The sequence below is a fragment of the Candidatus Paceibacterota bacterium genome (assembly GCA_028711505.1).
Lineage (GTDB): Bacteria > Patescibacteriota > Minisyncoccia > JAHISW01 > Tagabacteraceae > JAQTSC01.
In genome coordinates, this window is sequence record JAQTSC010000005.1 from 1 (window position 1) to 17874 (window position 17874).

14 protein-coding genes are annotated in these 17874 nt (G+C 39.5%); 6 read left to right on the forward strand and 8 right to left on the reverse strand.

Annotated elements, in window-relative coordinates; all coding sequences use genetic code 11:
- Window positions 1–170: 170 nt before the first annotated feature.
- Genes PHC85_02510 through PHC85_02525 form a run of 4 tightly spaced genes read left to right on the forward strand, consistent with a single transcriptional unit; the run spans window position 171 to window position 5757 of the window.
- Window positions 171–566, forward strand: coding sequence for a hypothetical protein (locus tag PHC85_02510; GenBank protein ID MDD5032959.1), 396 nt, complete (start codon window positions 171–173; stop codon window positions 564–566).
- A complete protein-coding gene (locus PHC85_02515) occupies window positions 559–2883 on the forward strand; it encodes a cobalamin-dependent protein (protein MDD5032960.1) in 2325 nt (774 codons plus the stop codon). Before PHC85_02510 ends, PHC85_02515 begins: the two co-directional genes overlap by 8 nt.
- A gap of 13 nt (window positions 2884–2896) precedes the next feature.
- Window positions 2897–4117 (forward strand): glycosyltransferase family 9 protein, encoded by a 1221-nt coding sequence (locus PHC85_02520; GenBank protein ID MDD5032961.1) that lies wholly within the window; start codon window positions 2897–2899, stop codon window positions 4115–4117.
- A complete protein-coding gene (locus PHC85_02525; GenBank protein ID MDD5032962.1) occupies window positions 4114–5757 on the forward strand; it encodes a hypothetical protein in 1644 nt (547 codons plus the stop codon). The genes PHC85_02520 and PHC85_02525 overlap by 4 nt, the downstream gene beginning before the upstream one ends.
- Before the next feature lie 46 nt (window positions 5758–5803).
- Here the strand turns inward: PHC85_02525 and PHC85_02530 are convergent, their stop codons facing one another.
- The 7 genes from PHC85_02530 to PHC85_02560 are packed head-to-tail and all read right to left on the reverse strand — an operon-like array spanning window position 5804 to window position 13839.
- Window positions 5804–6709 carry a lysylphosphatidylglycerol synthase transmembrane domain-containing protein gene (locus PHC85_02530; GenBank protein MDD5032963.1) on the reverse strand — a complete coding sequence of 302 codons (906 nt, stop codon included), beginning with the start codon at window positions 6707–6709 and terminating at the stop codon, window positions 5804–5806.
- Between the two features lie 6 nt (window positions 6710–6715).
- On the reverse strand, window positions 6716–8134 hold the full coding sequence (locus tag PHC85_02535) for a radical SAM protein (protein ID MDD5032964.1): 1419 nt from the start codon (window positions 8132–8134) through the stop codon (window positions 6716–6718).
- Window positions 8135–8140: 6 nt separating this feature from the next.
- On the reverse strand, window positions 8141–10153 hold the full coding sequence (locus tag PHC85_02540; GenBank protein MDD5032965.1) for a hypothetical protein: 2013 nt from the start codon (window positions 10151–10153) through the stop codon (window positions 8141–8143).
- Between the two features lie 5 nt (window positions 10154–10158).
- Window positions 10159–11601, reverse strand: coding sequence for a radical SAM protein (locus tag PHC85_02545; protein ID MDD5032966.1), 1443 nt, complete (start codon window positions 11599–11601; stop codon window positions 10159–10161).
- Window positions 11594–12310: a methyltransferase domain-containing protein gene (locus PHC85_02550; protein MDD5032967.1), complete on the reverse strand. Its 717-nt coding sequence runs from the start codon at window positions 12308–12310 to the stop codon at window positions 11594–11596. The genes PHC85_02545 and PHC85_02550 overlap by 8 nt, the downstream gene beginning before the upstream one ends.
- Window positions 12311–12312: 2 nt before the next feature.
- Entirely contained in the window at window positions 12313–12969 is a 657-nt protein-coding gene (locus tag PHC85_02555) for a nitroreductase family protein (GenBank protein ID MDD5032968.1), read from the reverse strand.
- A gap of 9 nt (window positions 12970–12978) precedes the next feature.
- Entirely contained in the window at window positions 12979–13839 is an 861-nt protein-coding gene (locus PHC85_02560) for a glycosyltransferase family 2 protein (GenBank protein ID MDD5032969.1), read from the reverse strand.
- Window positions 13840–13931: 92 nt separating this feature from the next.
- Between PHC85_02560 and PHC85_02565 the strand changes: the two genes are divergently transcribed.
- Window positions 13932–14150, forward strand: coding sequence for a ferredoxin (locus tag PHC85_02565; GenBank protein ID MDD5032970.1), 219 nt, complete (start codon window positions 13932–13934; stop codon window positions 14148–14150).
- On the opposite strand, the gene PHC85_02570 is transcribed toward PHC85_02565, so the two are convergent.
- The gene (locus PHC85_02570) at window positions 14151–15476 is read right to left on the reverse strand and encodes an exopolysaccharide biosynthesis polyprenyl glycosylphosphotransferase (protein ID MDD5032971.1); all 1326 of its coding nucleotides are present in this window, start codon (window positions 15474–15476) and stop codon (window positions 14151–14153) included.
- An 85-nt stretch (window positions 15477–15561) separates the two neighbouring features.
- Here PHC85_02570 and PHC85_02575 point away from each other — a divergent pair, with 85 nt between their 5' ends.
- Window positions 15562–17787 carry an O-antigen ligase family protein gene (locus PHC85_02575; protein MDD5032972.1) on the forward strand — a complete coding sequence of 742 codons (2226 nt, stop codon included), beginning with the start codon at window positions 15562–15564 and terminating at the stop codon, window positions 17785–17787.
- Window positions 17788–17874: the final 87 nt, after the last annotated feature.

The window sequence follows — 17874 nt, forward strand, 5'->3', positions numbered from 1 at the left end:
TCCTTTTAAGCACTTGGTCGCGCACTTCTTTGGAAATGCGGTGTTTCTTTGTTATTGTCATATACCCCAATTATATTGGCTGCTAAATATTGTACAAAGAGTGTCTTAGATTTGGGGTACCTACCATAAGGTATGTTTTCGGCCTTTGTCGCAAACTGGGAATCAGAACTTTGGGCACGTTTCTTTTTGGACTGCCGGGAGAAAGCAAAGAGTCTTGTGAAAAAACCATTGAATTTGCCAAAGAAATAGGTGCGGATTTCGCTTCTTTTAATATTCTGATACCGAGAATGAATACTAATATCAGAAAACAGGCGATAGAAAAAGGATGGGTTAAAAGCGGAATAAAAGTCATGGACCAAAGCGGAAATTTTTCCGTTATGGGCAGCGACAAGATGACGGCTGAAGAAATTTTGGGGCTGAAGGAAAAAGCCGACAAGAGTTTTTATTTAAGACCGTCTTATCTTCTTAGAAGGATTGCGTCCATAAGAAATACGTATGAGCTAAAGCTTTTGGTTATAAACGGATTTTCCGTGATAAATCAAATTTTTAAAAGAAAAGATGACTAAAAATATTTCATGCCCGTTGTGCGGAGATAGCGGAGTTTTTTCTTGGAAAAAGAAAGAAAAATTTGAAGTGCTTAAGTGCAAAAAATGCGATTTGGGATTTGTCGCCCCCGATTTTTTGCCAGAAGATTATAGAAATCAATATTTGGAGGACAAATCGTCAAGGGTTGAATATTATAAATCAGCCGATGATTGCGACGGATGGTATTTTCGCAGAAATCTGAAAAAATTGGAGAAATTTATCAAGCCTGGTTCTATTCTGGATATCGGCTGCAGTGTCGGAACTTTTTTGAAAGAGGCTCAAAAAAAAGGATGGCAAGCCGCCGGGGTGGAGCCGAATTTAAAGGCCGCTGAAATCGCCCAAAAATACGGAAAAGTTTATTCGGATTTTTTTGACGAAAATTTTGGCGCGTCGGGATTTAGCGCCGTGCACATGTCTGACACCATAGAACATTTGTCCAATCCTTTAGCTGTTTTAAAAACCGCCCGCGGAATTTTGTCTGAAAAAGGGATTTTAATGGTAACGACCTGCGATATGGACAGTTTTTTGGGAAAAGCTTATCAGATAAAGCCGAGGGAACACCTTTTTTATTTCAATAAAAAATCTTTAAGGCGAATTTTGGAGCAGTCTGGTTTTAAGGTCCTTCTGCTCGAAAGAATTACCCGAAAAAGAAGCTTTTCGGGATTGGAAAAAAGCACGACGGAAATCGGGTTAATCGGCAAATTTTTTACCAAATTCAGGTTTTTCCACAGACCGATGAGTTTTCTTTCCGGCCTCCTGTTCTACGACGAGATTTTAGCGATCGCTGAAAAAAGCAAGCAGACTGGTTTAAAAGATTGCGGCATTGGCGCGAAAAAACAGCATAATTTTTCTAAAATGGATATCTTGTTGATTTATCCTCCCATTTCGGTGAACGAAAGATATTCCAGCAATGTCGGCAAGGCCGGAGGAAATCTCGCGCCTCTTGGAATCGCGAATGTGGCGGCTTACTTGAGGGAGAAAGGTTTTAATACCGGAATTATTGACGCTGTTGCCGAAAATTATACTATTAATGATTTGGCAAAAAAGATTTTGGAAATAAATCCGAGGGTTGTCGGGATTTCCGCTTTAACATCCAATTTTTTCAGGGCGGTTGCTGTAGCCAAAGAGATAAAGAAAATTCTTCCGGACGCCCTTGTTATAATAGGAGGCCATCACGCGGCCATAATGCCTTTGGAAATAATGAGGGAAAATGAATGTTTTGATATTTTGGTTAAGGGCGAAGGAGAGCTCACGGCGAAAGAAGTTATGGAGGAATATAAAAAATTCGGTTGGAACAGGGAAGATTTCTTAAAAAAATGCGGACAAATAAAAGGCATTTATTTTAAAAGTGGAGATGAAGTGATTTTTACCGGAGACAGGGATATGATTGAGAACTTGGACGCCTTGCCTTTTCCGGCAAGAGATCTTCTGCCGATGGATAAATACCTTCCTTTGCCGAATCAGTATAAAAGAGCTCCTGTCGCCAATATGGTGGCGATACGGGGTTGTGTTTTTAACTGCACTTTTTGTTCGAGCGCTTCAATGTTCGGCCGGAAAATAAGGCTGATGTCTCCGGAAAGGACTGTAAATGAAATAGAATATCTTATAAAAGAATACGGCGTTAAGGAAATTTCTTTCTGGGACGATGCCATAACGGTAAGCAGGGAATGGATGATGAAGTTTTGCGATTTGATATTGGAAAAAGGAATAGATATAACTTGGACTTGTTATTCTAGGGTAAATACCGTCGATGAAGAACTGCTTCGCAAAATGAAAAATGCCGGCTGTTGGAATATTTTTTTCGGTTTTGAATCGGGAGACCAAAAACTTTTGGATAATATAGATAAGCGCATAACTTTGGAACAGATTGAAAAAGCGAACGATTTATGCAAAAAAGTAGGAATAGAAGTAAGAGCTTCTTTCATGCTGGCTCTTCCTGGAGAGACTCCGGAGCTTGGACAGAAAACCATAGATTTCGCCAAAAAATTGAATCCGGATTACGCGCAATTTTCCGTGACAACTCCGTACCCGGGGACAAGGCTTTATGATGAAGCGGAAAAATACGGAACGCTCACTAAAAATTTTTCCGAATATCACGGTTGGAGCCCCGTTTTTGTTCCTTTCGGATACAAAAATAGGGAGGAGATTGAAAAAATTGAAAAAAGGGCAATGAGACAGTTCTATATGAGACCGGCGTATATTTGGGGTAGAATAAAAAAGATAGACAGTTTTGAAGACATAAAGAGGTACATGAAAGGTCTTACGTTTGTTTTAGGTTTTATAAAAGGGAAAAAATAAATTTTTATAAATCATGAATGTTTCCGCGGCAAGGATAATAGACTATTGGGTTGGCGTGCCGGCATGCTTTTTTTTGACGCTGCTTAGAAAGGCAAAAAAACTTCTTTTTTTTAACGGGAGGGAACAAGCCGGTGTTTCAAAAAAATTTCTTTTTATAGAACTTTCCGAGATGGGAAGCGCCATCTTGGCTTATCCGGCGATGAAATATATTAAAGATAGTTATCCCGAAGCGGAGCTGTTTTTTATGATTTTTGAAAAAAACAGGGCAAGCGTTGACATTCTTAAAACCATCCCCAAAGAGAATGTGCTTACTGTAAATATTGATTCGGTTTTTAATTTTTTTCGCGATTCCTTAAAAAATATAATAAGAATGCGCAGGGAGAGATTTGACGCGGTTTTTGATTTGGAGCTTTTTGCGCGGTCGACGGCAATTTTAACTTATTTAAGCGGCGCGCCTAAAAGAGTCGGATTTTATAAATATAAAATGGAAGGGCTTTACAGGGGCAATTTGCTCACTCACAAAATCCAGTATAATTTTCAGCAGCATATAAGCAAAACATTTTTTTCTTTCGTTAAATCGGCGGAAAATGCTTTTCAAAACAAGCCGACAATGGATAACGGCATCTTTCCGGATAACTTAACCCCTGCCGTCTACGAGCCGGGTCCGGATAACATAAAATTGATTTGGGAGAAACTTAAAAAAATAAATCCCGCCATAAGCGAAAGAAGCAACATCGTTATTTTAAATCCAAGCGGAGGAGACTTGCCCATAAGATCATGGCCCGTTGAAAATTTTACGGCGCTTGCGGGAAAAATTCTGGAAGACAAAAATAATTTTGTGGTGCTTACCGGTGCGAAATCCGATATTCCGGTTGTTGAAAAAATAAATAGCGCTTTTAATTCAGAAAAAGTCATTGATTTGTCGGGCAAGACGGAGTTCGGCGAACTCCTGGATTTATATTGCGTTTCCGATGTCCTGGTTACGAGCGACAGCGGTCCGGGGCATTTTGCTTCGCTTACCCCTATTAAGAATTTTGTTTTTTTTGGACCGGAATCGCCCAATCTTTATTCTCCCCTGGGAGAAAATACCAAGATTTTTTTTGAAAATTTCCCATGTTCGCCGTGCCTTTCCGCATTCAACCACAGAAGCACCGTTTGCGAAGAAAATAAATGCGTTAAAGCCATTTCTGTGGATAAAGTTTACGAGTTAATAGAAAAAGAATTGAAAAAATGAACAAACCGTCTTTAAGGGTTTTATTTTTTGTTTTAATTTTTTGTTTCTCTTTTTTTGTGTGGTATTCGCCGGTTTTATTGAAAGGGTACGCTCCTTATAAAATAAAAGATTCGATTTTGCTTGCCAGAAATATCGAGATTTCCGGAGTGTATGGATATGAAAACGGAAAGAATGTTATTTTGGCTCCTTCCTTGGCAAAAGATTCGGCTGAGCAATCTTTGGCCGGTAACCGATTGACCGCCTTTTTGTATTCCAGAGTTTTTTCTGCTCTTGGCTTTTTAAGCCCGGGTCAACTGGTTTTGTTTTCAATTTTTTTGAATTCTTCGGCTCTCGTAGTTTTTTCCATTATTGTTTCCCGTCTCTTTGGTTTTAAGCTGACAGCTTTATTTTCTTCTTTGTATGTGCTGGCGCCTTTTAATTGGCAGCAGATTTATTCAATCGGTTCTTACGAATTCGCGATATTTTTTGTTTCTTTATTTTTTGCTTTCTTTATTTTGGGCCGCGATAATAAGCGGGAAAACTTTTTCTTGGCTGTTTCCGGTATTTTTTTGGCGTTGGCCGTTATGGCAAAGGAGGCATTTTTTTTGCTGATACCTCTCGTTTTTTTATATTTGTGGTTTTCCCGCGGACGGCGTTTTGTCGCCCCTTTTCTTGTCCCGCTCATTTTGATTCTGTCTGTTTTTTACGTTCCGTCTTTTTTCAAAAAAGACGGCGGTAATGTTTATTCAAAATTGTTTTTTGCCGGCAGTAATCAGGAAAAAAAATTCCTGGATTTTGAAAATTACGGGCATCTTTATCCCGATCCCTATACATACCATTTTGAAAAAGGCGAATTTTTAAAAAATTACAAAGAGCAGATTGAAAATACCGGTTTTTTTGGGTCTTTGCAGATGAAAAAAGTTTTGGCAAACGTTGGAGAGCGGGGTGTCGGCATCGGCGAAAGATTTTTTCTGGGATGTTCGCTTGCCTTCGGGCATATGGAATATTTTCTTTCTCTTGAAAAAGGAGGCGGTCCGTTTTTTCTGTTTTTTGCAATCCTGGGGCTGTTTTTTGTTCTGAAAAAAAGAGACAGGGAACTTTATCGATTCTCCCTCTTTTGGACACTGGGAACGCTTTCCCTTTTGTCGTTTGTTGTCTTGGCTTCAAGAACTCATATGGTGGATTTTTGCTGGCTGCTTCCGCTTCTCTCTTCTCTCGGAGTTTTTTATCTATTGTCTGTTTTTAAAGAGCAGTCGGGTTTTTCCGGAAAGAAATTTTATTCGCTGTCTTTTTTTCTGATTTTTGTTTCTCTTTTTAATCTTTACCTTGCCAATCGTTTAGCTTTCGGTCTTATCTATGGCGAAACAAACAGCGTTTTAAAAATTGAAGATTACGCGAGGCGGATGAAAGATGAAAAAACCGAAAAAGACATCACTGCCGTCGGGTTCGGGCTGCAAGATTCTTCGGCTCTTAATTATCTGTCGGAAAAATCTCTCGTCATTTTTAACCCGGAAACGGTAGAGCGTCTCATTGAAGAGAATAAGCTTAAGGAAGCCTTTGATTATTTCGAAGTAGATTACGTTTTGGGATACAATGATGTCCTTTCGGAAAAAATTTTTGAATCGTCCGGAATCAAATCGTTTCCGCTAAAAGCCGAATAGCCAAACGGAAAAATTCGCCTGTTTTTTGAATTTTTCCCGATTTTCGTCAGGCAAGAAATTTTTTATACCAGCAGACAAGCCCGACTAACACAAGCGTCAGGTAATTTGCCATGATAAGAAGAGAAAAAAGTACTATGGTTTCCTTCGCTATTCCGAACGGCGAAAGCAGAAAGATAAAAACAGCTTCTCTTGCTCCTATTCCCATAACTGATATTGGCAGAAGCGCGGCTAAGACAGAGAAAGCTCCGAGAAAAGAGACAAAGAAAAAACTTAAATGCTCGCTGATTCCGACACTGGCCGCAAGAAGATTTATGATGAAAAAATAAGAAATCCAGGCAATTGCCGTCAAAAAGAAAATAAAAAGGCTTCTTTTAAAGTTATATTGTTTAAGTCCCAGAAAAATATCTTTTATTATCTCTTTGGCTTTGTCGTTGGTTTTGTATAAATACAGCGTTAAAAAACCCGCGAATATGGCTATCGGCACGATCCATCTTATTATCATGCCGCCGTTGATTTCTATGCGGGGGACGGAAGGAAGAAAAATAAACAATATTGCGCAAAATATCAGTACGAACAAAAGATCAAAAATTTTTTCCAAAACATTGCTTAAAATGGACTTTCCCAGGGAATGCCCGTCTTTTTTCAGGTAAATTATTTTGCTGAAATCGCCGATTCTCCCTGGCGTGGCGATGGCAAGCATTGTTGATATTCCTACGATATAGAAAGCTTCTTTTAGCGAATATTTGATATTTTGAAAACTTACCATTTTCTTGAAACGATAGGAGTTTAAAAGAAGGATAGGAATATAGAGGAGAGAAGCGAACGGCAGATAGACAAGATTTAGATTTGAAATTTGTCCTTTGAAATAGGAAAAATCAATGTCTTTCACAACCCAGAAAAAAATCAAAAAACCTATTAATATGTAGCTTCTTTTAAGCAGTTTTTTTAGCATTTTGAATTAATTTTCCAACAGTTTTATGCCCGCTATCGTTTTTCTTGCGAACTCTTTGTACGATTTTATGTTTTTTATGGTTTTTAATATATATCCCGGCCTGAAGTAAAAGGAAAAATAAGCTCTTTTAAGCATTTTTTTGAGTTCCTTCTTTTTTAAGTTTTCTTCCCACACCATCGGTTTAAAATCAAGCGTTGGGTTTTCGGCAAATTTTTTCCAGTAATCGCAGGGCAGAAGATGTTTTTCCAGCCCCAGAAGATAAAGATCGGTGGCGGGATAAGGGGTTGTTATGGAAAAGGTTACAAAATCGGGGTTGATTTTTTTGGCGAATTTAACCGTGTCGGATATTTCCTTTTTTGTTTCGCCCGGAGACCCTATCATAAAATAACCCAAAGTTTGAATTCCGATTTTTCTTGTGAGGGAAAAAGCTTTTTCCACTTGTTCAAGAGTTATTCCTTTTCTTAGGGTGTTTAAAATTTTTTGCGTTCCGGCTTCTACCCCGTAATGTATTCTTTGGCACCCCGCTTTTTTCATAAGAACCAACAGGTTTTCGTCAATCGTATCAACGCGCGCTCTCACATCCCAGCCAATATTTAATTTCCTTTTTAAAATTTCATCGCAAATTTCTACAACCCGCCGCCGGTCAACCGTAAAAGTATCATCGTAAAAAAATATTTCCTGGATTCCTATCTTCGCGCATTCTTCCATTTCATTGACCACGTTTTTCGCGGACCTTGCGCGAAAGATTTTGCCAAGGTGCGGACGATTGCAGAAAAGGCACTTGAACGGGCATCCTCGGCTGGAAAACATCGTGGTTATCGGCGTTTTTCTGGAAATGACAGATTCGTATTTTTCATAAGGCAAAAAGCGCCTGTCGGGGAAGGGCAGAGTGTCAAGGTCTTTTATCGGTTCTCTCTGTTCGTTTATGACGACTTCTCCGTCTTTTTTAAAACCAAAACCCTTGATTTTATAAAAATTTTCCGGTTGATCTACATTGTCCACGAATTCAGTAAAAGTTTCTTCTCCCTCTCCGAGTACTATAAAATCTATTTCTTTTAAAGAAAGCGTTTCCGCCGGATAAATATGAACATGCGGTCCTCCCAGCACTATTTTTGTTTCCGGTCTTATCTCTCTCATTATCTCGGCCGCTCGGAGAGCGGCAAGCAAAGAAAAAGAAGTGGCCGTTATCCCAAAGATATCGGGCGTTTCTTCGGAAATTATTTTTTTCAGATGCTTATGGTTTATTTTTTCAAGCTGACAATCCAAGATTTTTATTTGATGTTTTTCTTTGGCGGAATTTTTTAGATATGAAGACACATACATCAGCCCGAGAGGCGGCATCGGGTCTTCTTTTTCCTGAAAGATTTTTGGAAGGCTCGGATTTATAGCTTCCAGTTGCGGCGGATTGATAAGTAATATTTTCATTTTGAACTAAGCTTTATAAAGTTTGGTAATATTATTTATTGTTTTCAGTGTTTTTTCAAAATCAATGCCTATCGTCTCGCAATACCACTTTATGGATTCAATTCTTGGTTTGTTTTCTTCCCGAATCAGTTTCAATCCTTCTTCTCTGGAAATGACCCCTTCTCTTATCTGGTTGCTGCGGAAAGTGTCGTTTTCGGTAAAACCGGCGACGGTGTGATAGATGTAATTGTAAAATGGCGCCGTTCCGTCTCCTATTCTCCATGTGGAATCAGTGTCTTTTGCCGTTTCCCAATCGTATTTATCTATGAGCGTGGAGTTTATTTTTTTTTCGTCCCACGCAATATAATGGTAAAGAAATAAATAATTATGAGGAATTGTATAGTGAGACAGAAAGCCGGAGAAAGTATCTATCAATGAAGAATTTATATAAGACGGGTTTAGCAGAAATTGCTTAAAATAATACATGGCAAGATGGGCGGTGTCAAAAAATGGAAGTTTGTGTATGTTTTTTCCGCTGAAGCTAGAACGGATGTTGTTAAATCCGGATTTGAAGTCGGTTTTTTCCAGCGGATTTTCGGAGTAGATTGTAAAATCGGTGCCCAGCTGTTTTTCCAGCCGGTTTATGTGATAGAAATATTGCTTGTCTCCCGCCATAAACAGAGGAACCATGCCTAAATCAGGTTTTTTGAGCCATGCGATTATATTTTTCTTTATATTTTCTCTTTTCCTTCTGATGTCCGCTGAAACGATAATGTGTTCAATTCCGAGCTCTCCGCATATCCTTGCCTGGTTTCTCCGCGCAAGATCCGTAACCATTCCCCAATCATAAGAATAGGCGATTGGTTCTATCTTTAGCACGTTTTTTACGTAGTGCAATCCATAACTGCTGTCTCTTCCTCCGCTAAAAGGGAAAAGACATTTCGGCTTTTCGTTTTTGGGTGTGTTTTTTAGAATTATTTCTTTTAACGCTTCTTCTCCTTTTTTTTCCGCCGTCTTGTGGTTTCTGCAATAATTGCATACTCCTTTTTCGTCAAATTCGATAAAGGGCATGGTTTCCGGAAGAACGCATTTCGTGCATCTTTTAAGTTTATCCACAAAAACAGCGTTTTCCTCGAATTCTTCAATTATCAGTTTTTCTATTTTTGCTTGATCCGGTTTTTTGGTTTCAAAAACCACCCCGCCGTTTTTGTTTGGCGAGACATCCATTATTTTATATGTTTTGCCGCTGCTTGCTACTGGAATTTTATTTCCGCCGCTGAAGGAAAATTTTTCCGCCTTTCGTCCGCTGAAATGAATTACAAATCCAGTATTGCTTTCAACCTGCTGTATTTTAAAATTCCCCGGTATTTTTTTGAAATAATTTTTTTTCAATGTTTGTTCAAGAATATTCCGTTCAGAGGCGAACAAACAAGTATTCTGGGTTTCGCTTAGGCAGAAATAAAGAGAACCGTTGTTTGTCGCGAGGAGCAGACAGTTTTTGTCGTCAAACAGAGTCGCGATGGAAGCCGTTCCTTTTATCAGTCCGAACATTTTTACCGCCGCCTCGGCAATGTCATTTTCCTGTTTCAAAAAAAAGTTCAGGAGATCCGGTATTATTTCTGTATCAACTTTGTAGTCTCTTTTTAGAGAAGGGAATTTTTCCCATAATTCGGCATGGTTCACGATAATTCCATTGTGCACGCAAACGACGCCGCTTTTCGAAACCGGTTGGTTGTTTTTGTTGTTTTCCGCCCCGCCGTCTGTTACGAGTCTTGTGTGGCCGATTACGGCAAAAGGATTGGCGGTATTTTTATCGCGCAAGCCGGAAAATAATTCTTGATAGGTTTTTGATTTTATTAATTTGGAAGCGGGAACGGCATCTTTGCAGATTTGTATCGCGTTTCCCGAAAGCAATGCGACTCCCGAAGCTTCTTTCCCTCGGGATTCTGAAAGAGTAAACAGATGATTTTGAACAGACATCAATAAATCAGGATTCAAATCAGACTGTGTTTTTCTTAATACTCCAAATATTCCGCACATAAATTTTATTTTAAAGAAGTTTTTAGAAGTGTAAAAAATCCCCGACTGTATTTCTTGAAGCTCTCCAGGGAATTTATTGTTTTAATAAATCTGAAAAATACCTTCGGCCTCATGTAGAAAGATATAAGCGCTTTCTTTTGCAGTAGTTTTAACTCTTTTTCGGTCCTTCCTTCCGCCACGAAAGGCAGCGTTTTTTCAGCCCATCCGCCCCATGTATTGTAATTGTCCCAATTAAAAGATTTTATTTTTCCTTCTTTTTTGAGCATTTCAAAAAGAGGCGTTCCCGGATAAGGGATTGTTATCGTAAATTGCGCCCATAAAGGGTCAATTTTTTTCGCGAATTTTATTGTTTTCATGCTTTCTTCTCGCGTTTCGGTCGGCAAACCCAGCATAAAAAACCCTCTTATGGTTATGCCAATTTTTTTTGTAAGGCGGAAAGCTTTTTCCATTTGTTCCAAGGTTTCACCCTTGTTGATTAAGTTTAAAAGCCTTTGCACCCCGCTTTCAACTCCGTAGCTTATCTGCCAGCACCCGGCCTCTTTCATTTTTTTTAGCAGCTCTTCGTCTATCAAATCCATGCGGTTTTCGCATGTCCATCTTATTTTTTTGCTTATCCCTTTTTTTATCATTTCTTCGCACAAGGATAAAACAAAATTTCTGTCTACCGCCAAACTGTCGGCTTCTATATTGAATTCTCTTATGTCGTATTTTTCCATAAGCGATTCCATTTCCTCTATCACTCTTTGCACCGAATGGCGGCGATAAGTTCTTCCGAAGGGATGAGAACAATAAAGGCAATTGAAAGGGCATCCTCTGGCGACTATCAGCGTCGGGGCAAAAGAGCCTTTCATTACGCGTGAAGCCGTAAGCTTGTATTTTTCAATGGGCAAAAGATCCCGGCTTGGAGGAGGAAAATTGTCGATATTTGCTTCAAATTCTCTGGGTTTGTTACGGCTGATTATTCCGTCTTTTCTGTAAAATAATCCGTCTACTTCTTCAACGTTTTTTTCTCCTTCAAGGAACCGGACGAAATCTAAAATTGTTTTTTCTCCTTCTCCGACGCAGGCGAAATCGATTTCCGGAATATCTTTTAAGGTTTCTTCAGGAAGGGCCGTGGCATGCGCCCCTCCGACAATTATTTTTGTTTTCGGGCGGATTTTTTTTATTGTCTCGGCGGTTTTTTTCACCTTGGAATACATCGGCGTAAGCATTGTGATGCCGACGATGTCAAAATCGCACTCTTTTATATGTTCGGCCAGCTGCTCCAAAGTAATTCCCATGGCGGGGCAATCCAATATTTTTACCGGGTATTTATAAGACTGAAGGCTTGCCGCTATGTAAGCCAATCCCATCGGTTCGCTCAAAGCGCCAAAATGCTTGAGTTGTTTGCCGTACCTGTCCTCAAGAGAAAGCGGCGGATTTATCAGTAAGGTTTTTAATTTACTCATTTGTTTTTTTTGATATGTAAAATTGCCTTATGCCCATCTCTTTTAAGGGTGTGTTTTGGCATTTTTCAATTATTTTTTCTCCAAAATTTTTGAGCCATTCGGGACCTGCCGGGACAAGAAGAGTTCCCCTGTGCGTTATCAATTCCATTCCCGCGTCTCTAATCATCTTTTTCACTGTTTTTGACGATAAAAAATTGTGCGGTCCTTCTCCGTGATTTTTAAAGAATAATTCATACAACCTCAAAGGCAGTTCCGCGGTTTTGGGAGGCAGGCTCATTATCAATATTCCTTCGGGTTTTAGCGTACGGCGGCATTCTTTCAAAAATTCTAAAGGCAAGGGCGCGTGTTCCAGCGTTTCAAGAGATATCACATAATCGAAAGAATCTTTTTCAAAAGGGAATTTGTCCAAATTGGTTTCTTCAAAATTTTCTTTTGGAAATTTCTCTTTCGCTTTTTTGATGAATTCATTTGATACTTCCAAATTGAATATTTCCGCGTCGGGGCAGATCTGCCTTATATAAGGAATCGCTTCTCCTGTGCGCGACCAGACGTTTAAAATTTTTTGTCCGGCTAAACTGTTTAAATATTTTGAAGCTTCTCTGAATCTTTGATGATGTGTTTTCCCGATCCGCCCGTTTATTTCGTCGTATTCGTCTCCGACGCCGTCCCAAAATTTTCGGACTTCATCTATGGTAAAATTGTTTTTCATCTTTAATTTTCAAATTTCTTTACGAAATTTTTGTCAACAAATTTGTTCAGCCATTTTTTCTTTACAAAAACCGGTATTAAAAAATATATTTTTAAAAGTAACTTCAGCAGAAATGTTTTTATCTTGGAATTTTTTTCTTGCGGTTTTTTTGAGGCAAAAATATTGTAGCTTATTATTTCTTCGTTTTTCCATTTTCTCGGGACATCAATAGGCTCGGTTTTTTTATAACCGAGAAGAACGTAAGCTACGGGTTCAAGATGCGAAGGAATATGAAATATTTTTTTAAGCTGGCGTTTGGGCGGCAGGTGGCAAGTCCAGCAGGCGCCAAGTCCTAAATCGTGAGCCATAAGAAGCATGTTTTGCGTCGCGGCCGCCGCGCTTTGGACGTTGTCGGCGTATTCAGAATTTTTTGTCCGGCTGTCGTATAAAACCAAAATTCCCAACGGCGAATTTTTTATGTTCGCGGAACCGCCCATGTCGATTATTTGCTGTTTCTTTTGCGTATCGTCTATGACAATAAAATGCCAGCCTTGTTCGTTGCAGGCTGAAGGAGCAAAAGAGGCTGCTTCAATTATTTTTTCTACAGCCTCTTTGTCCGGTATTTTTTCTTCGAAAATTCTTACGCTTCTTCTGCTTTTGATAAAAGACAGGATATCCATATTTTAGTTTTATTTTCTTTCTCTTCTTAGCACTGCGATTTGGTCTGCAAGAAGCCCGTTAAAAAAAAGCAGCATGCCGGCGATTATTATTACGACCGCGGAAGTGGGGAAACTGCCGTACCTTATTATTCCGTCAACGCCGAAAATTATTCCAAAAACCAGGGTTAAAACGCTTGGCGGCAGGAATATTTTCAAGGGATTAAAAAGCATTATCATTCTTAAAATAAGAAGAAAAGTCTGAGTTCCGTGTTTCATTGAAACCGTGCTTTTTCCCTCTCTCTTTTTTATTTCGATCGGCACATAAGCGACGAAAAGGCCTTCGGTAAGAAAACACATTGTCAAAGTTGTTGACGTTGAAAAACCGTCCGGAAGCAGATGTTTGAAACGGTTGAAATGTTCTTTTCTAAAAATTCTGAAACCGGAATTTATGTCGGGAATTTTTTGCCCTGTTAAAAATTCCGCGGTCCACTTCAGAATTTTTTTACCGGGCTGGCGGATCAACGGACCCTTGTATCCTTTTCTTTCTCCCAAAACCATGTCGGCTGTTTTTCGTTTTTCCAAAAGAGACGGAATATATTCATTTTGATGCTGGCCGTCTCCGTCAAACCAGATAATCCATTCATATTTGGAATTTTCCACGCCTTCTTTTATGGAGGCGCCGTAGCCCTTATTTTTCGGGTGGGTTATTACTTTTATTCCGTCCATCCCCTCTAGCTCTTTCGCGGTCGCGTCGGTTGACCCGTCGTTTACGACAATAATTTCATATTTATCGAAAAAATTCGTCTCAAGATATGTTTTAAGCCCGGAGACTGTTTTTCTCACTGCCTTTTCTTCGTTGTAAGCGGGAATTATTACAGAGAATGGTTCCATGTCTTTTTATTTTAATAATTACTCTATTTTAGATTATTTGCCCTTTTTTACAAGGATTTTGACCTTTGAATCTGGTGTGATAAAATCGAAGCATGGTTAAAATTACGCAAAAACATAATGATTGCATCGGCTGCGGAGTTTGTGTCGCCGCTTGTTCCGATTTTTGGGAAATGGGGGACAACAATAAAGCAAAACTCAAAAATGGAATTCTAAACAGCCAGACGGGAAATTACGAACTGGAGACAAGCGAGCCGTCGTGCAACAAAGACGCGGCCGATATGTGTCCGGTAAAAATCATAGAGATATCTTAATTATCTTCCTTTGCTTCCGAGCACCACGGAAATTGTCTTAGCCGTAATCGCGATATCCAAAATCAGCGAGCGGTTTTTGATATAATATAAATCGTACTGAAGTTTTTCCATTGCGTCTTCAACGGAAGCCCCGTAAGGAAATTTTATTTGAGCCCACCCGGAAAGTCCGGGTTTTACAATATGCCGCATCGCGTAATGCGGCACTTCTTTTTCCAGGTCTTTTACGAATTCCGGACGTTCCGGCCTCGGCCCGATGAAAGACATCTCGCCCCTTATCACGTTTATTAATTGAGGCAGTTCGTCCAGCCTGGTTTTCCTTAAAAAATTTCCGATCCCTGTTATTCTCGGGTCTTCTTGTTTGGTCCAAACCGCGCCGTTTTTTTCCGCCTTGTCTACCATTGTCCTGAGTTTTATAAGCTCAAAAATTTTTCCGTCTTTACCGACTCTTTTTTGCCTGTAAAAAACAGGACCCTTGCTCCACATTCTTATAAGAACAGCCAAAAAAGGAAATAAGATAATTGTCGGGGCGCATAAAATCAGAGCGAGAACCAAGTCAAAAGCCCTTTTTATTTTTTTGTAAATTTTTTTATTTATTTCAAAAAGATTTTTTAAAAACCATTCTTCGCTTATCAGGTAGACCGGAATTCTTTCAACAAGAGACTCATAAAAATTTTCAAAGTCCATTACGCTTATTCCGGCAAGAACCGTTTCGTATAGTTTTTTTGCCGTTGCGGCATTTCCCATTATTTGGCGGGACGCGGCGATTATATCCGCGTTTTTGTTTTTCGCTATTTCGGTCAAGTTTCCTTCGACCTCTGCCATTACTCCGGCTGATTCGTAGCCAAGATAGGGATTTGTGTCCAGAATTTTAGCTATGTATCTGATTTCTTTTGATTCTCCCAAAAACAGCACGCGCGTTTTCTCTGTTTTGCCGGATATCAGCCAAAAAAGGTGCCTCCATGCGGTTAAAAGAACCAAAAGCAATGTTGCGTCTATCAATAATGTCGTCTTCGGCTCTATGTTCGTGTAGGGTATGAGATAAAAAACGAACACCGCCAAAGTGACGGCGGCAGCCATTGTTTTCAAAACCAATTCCCCCGTTTTTTTGATTGAATAAAAATTTTTAAGTTCGTAAAGTCCGGCGATGTAGAATACGACAATCCACAGCATGTGTACTGTCAAAAAAGGAAACTGATGGAAATACCACATCTTCCCGTCCACAAATTTTTGATGTCTTAGAAAGAGGGAGAGGTATAGGCAAATATAAAATAACGCCGCGTCACCGGCGAGAATGAGAAAAATTTTTGGTTTTTGCAGGCGAGCCATATTTTAGGTATAACCCCGTTTTACGCCATAAAAGTTTGCTTTGGCATTATTGTTAAGATTACCTCTTTATGTTAATTTGTAAATAATGTCTGCAAAAAACATAAGGTATGTATCAAATGTCATAAAAGCCGGGCTTTTGGTTTTGCCTGTTATCTCTTTGATTGTTCCCGGTTCGCTTTTCTTTCCTTTTATAACAGGGAAGAATTTCTTTTTCAGAGCGCTTGTGGAAATTTTGTTTTTTCTTTGGGTTTTAATCGCGGTCTTTGATAAGCAGTATCGCCCGAAAAAAACGCCCTTGTTCTACGCTCTTGGAGCTACTCTTTTTATTTTGGTTTTAGCGACTATTTTTGGCGAAAACCCCTACAGAAGTTTTTGGTCAAATTACGAAAGAATGGAGGGGCTTGTCGCCCACTTTCACCTTTTTGCTTATTTTTTGATTTTGACCAGTGTTTTTAAATCCAAGAAAGATTGGAAAATTTTCTTTGCTTCCAACCTGGTCGTTAGCTTTATACTTTCCATTTATGGATTTTTTCAGCTCGCCGGCAAAACGGAAATTCATCAAGGCGGAGTCCGGCTTGATGCCACACTGGGAAACGCCACTTATCTTGCCATATTGATGGTTTTTAATTTTTTTATAGCGGCTTTGTTTTTCCGTTGGTTTAAAAATGTATGGGTCCGTGTTCTACTCTCCATTTTAATGGCAAGCCAGCTGGTTATTGTATTCTTTACCGCTACCAGGGGCGCCATCTTGGGTCTTTTGGGCGGATTGATTCTTCTGGGGATTCTGTTGGTCCTGTCTTCCAAGGATAAAAAAATTCGTTATCTGGCTTTTTCTATTCTTGTCCTTGCGGTTGTCGCGGTTTCCGCGTTTATGTTCGCAAGGAACACTTCTTTTGTCCAAAACAACCAAACTCTTTCAAGGTTCGCCAATCTTTCTTTTTCCGACACGACCACGGTTTCCCGCCTTACCATTTGGAAGATGTCCCTTAGGGGATTTTCCGAGCATCCGGTTTTGGGCTGGGGTCCGGAAAATTTCAATATCGTTTTCAATAAATATTTTGAGCCTAAGCTTTGGCGACAGGAACCTTGGTTTGACCGCGCGCATAACGTATTCTTTGACTGGCTCATAAGCGCTGGCTCTTTGGGTTTTTTGGCTTACCTGAGTATTTTTATTTCAGCGATTTTCATGCTTTGGAAGAGTATGAAAAGAGGCGAACTAAGCTCGTTTGAGACATCGGCGATAATCGCTCTTTTTGCGGCGTACGGATTCCACAATTTGTTTGTTTTCGATAACCTTACTTCTTATTTTATGTTTTTTTCGGTTTTGGGTTTTGTGAATTATTCGTATTCATTTTCTAAAAATAAAGAAGAAAACCCAAACGACTCAGTTAAAAAACAAGAACTAAAAACTATTTCCGGGGGATCGGAGGGGCTGAAGCTTACCGCGATTTCTTTCGCGTTTCTTGCGGTTTTGCTGTCTTTGTACTTTGTCACACTAAAGCCGTTTTTGGCATGCAGGTCTCTTTTGGGAGCTTTGCAGACAGCTTCGTCCAGCCAGGACCCGGCGGAAACTTTGGAAGTATTTGAAAAAGTTTTTTCATACAAAACTTTTGGAACAGGAGAAGGACGCGAACAGCTTGTCGCTTACACAAACGCGGTGTTTGAATCTTCCGCATTTTCTGACCAGCAAAAAAGCGACCTTTCAAAAAAAACAATCTCCGAGATTGAAAAGCAAATTGTCGATAATCCGAAAGACCTCCGTTCCACTGTAATGCTTTCGTCTTTGTATTTAAGAGCGGGCAGAATTGACGATGCTCTCAAGATGGCGAACAAGGCGCTGGAACTTTCTCCAAAAAAACAGCAGCTTTATTTTGCCAAGGCGGATGTTTATTTGACTCTGGGGCAAAATGATAAGGCATTGGAAATTTTAAAAAGTGCTTATGATTTAGCTCATGGCAACCCTGATTCAATTAGAAATTTGGCTATTGTTTATTTGTTGGATGGTCAACACGAAGAGACTGAAAAACTTCTATTGAATGAATATAAAACTTTGGCAATTGCCGATAAATCTTTGCTCAATGCTTTTGCGAAAACAGGACATTTTGATCGCGTAAGAGATATTTGGCTGGAGTTTATCAGACAAGAGCCGACGAATGCTCAGTATCATATAAGCCTAGCCGCGACTTATTTACAGCTTGGCGATAGGGTAAAAACAATAGAAGAGCTTCAAAAAGCCATTGAATTAAATCCGGAATTCAAAGAACAAGGAGAATATTTTATAAACGAGATAAAAGAGGGAAGGAATCCTTAATTTTTGTCCGATAGAAATGTCCGATATATCCGAGTTTTCGGTTTTACCGAAAACTCGGTTTTTATTATTGGAAGTTATCCACACGTG

Coding starts and splice junctions, on each gene's coding strand:
- PHC85_02515 (MDD5032960.1), top strand. CDS start 559: ATGACTAAAAATATTTCATGCCCGTTGTGCGGAGATAGCGGAGTTTTT.
- PHC85_02520 (MDD5032961.1), top strand. CDS start 2,897: ATGAATGTTTCCGCGGCAAGGATAATAGACTATTGGGTTGGCGTGCCG.
- PHC85_02525 (MDD5032962.1), top strand. CDS start 4,114: ATGAACAAACCGTCTTTAAGGGTTTTATTTTTTGTTTTAATTTTTTGT.
- PHC85_02530 (MDD5032963.1), bottom strand. CDS start 6,709: ATGCTAAAAAAACTGCTTAAAAGAAGCTACATATTAATAGGTTTTTTG.
- PHC85_02535 (MDD5032964.1), bottom strand. CDS start 8,134: ATGAAAATATTACTTATCAATCCGCCGCAACTGGAAGCTATAAATCCG.
- PHC85_02540 (MDD5032965.1), bottom strand. CDS start 10,153: ATGTGCGGAATATTTGGAGTATTAAGAAAAACACAGTCTGATTTGAAT.
- PHC85_02545 (MDD5032966.1), bottom strand. CDS start 11,601: ATGAGTAAATTAAAAACCTTACTGATAAATCCGCCGCTTTCTCTTGAG.
- PHC85_02550 (MDD5032967.1), bottom strand. CDS start 12,310: ATGAAAAACAATTTTACCATAGATGAAGTCCGAAAATTTTGGGACGGC.
- PHC85_02555 (MDD5032968.1), bottom strand. CDS start 12,969: ATGGATATCCTGTCTTTTATCAAAAGCAGAAGAAGCGTAAGAATTTTC.
- PHC85_02560 (MDD5032969.1), bottom strand. CDS start 13,839: ATGGAACCATTCTCTGTAATAATTCCCGCTTACAACGAAGAAAAGGCA.
- PHC85_02565 (MDD5032970.1), top strand. CDS start 13,932: ATGGTTAAAATTACGCAAAAACATAATGATTGCATCGGCTGCGGAGTT.
- PHC85_02570 (MDD5032971.1), bottom strand. CDS start 15,476: ATGGCTCGCCTGCAAAAACCAAAAATTTTTCTCATTCTCGCCGGTGAC.
- PHC85_02575 (MDD5032972.1), top strand. CDS start 15,562: ATGTCTGCAAAAAACATAAGGTATGTATCAAATGTCATAAAAGCCGGG.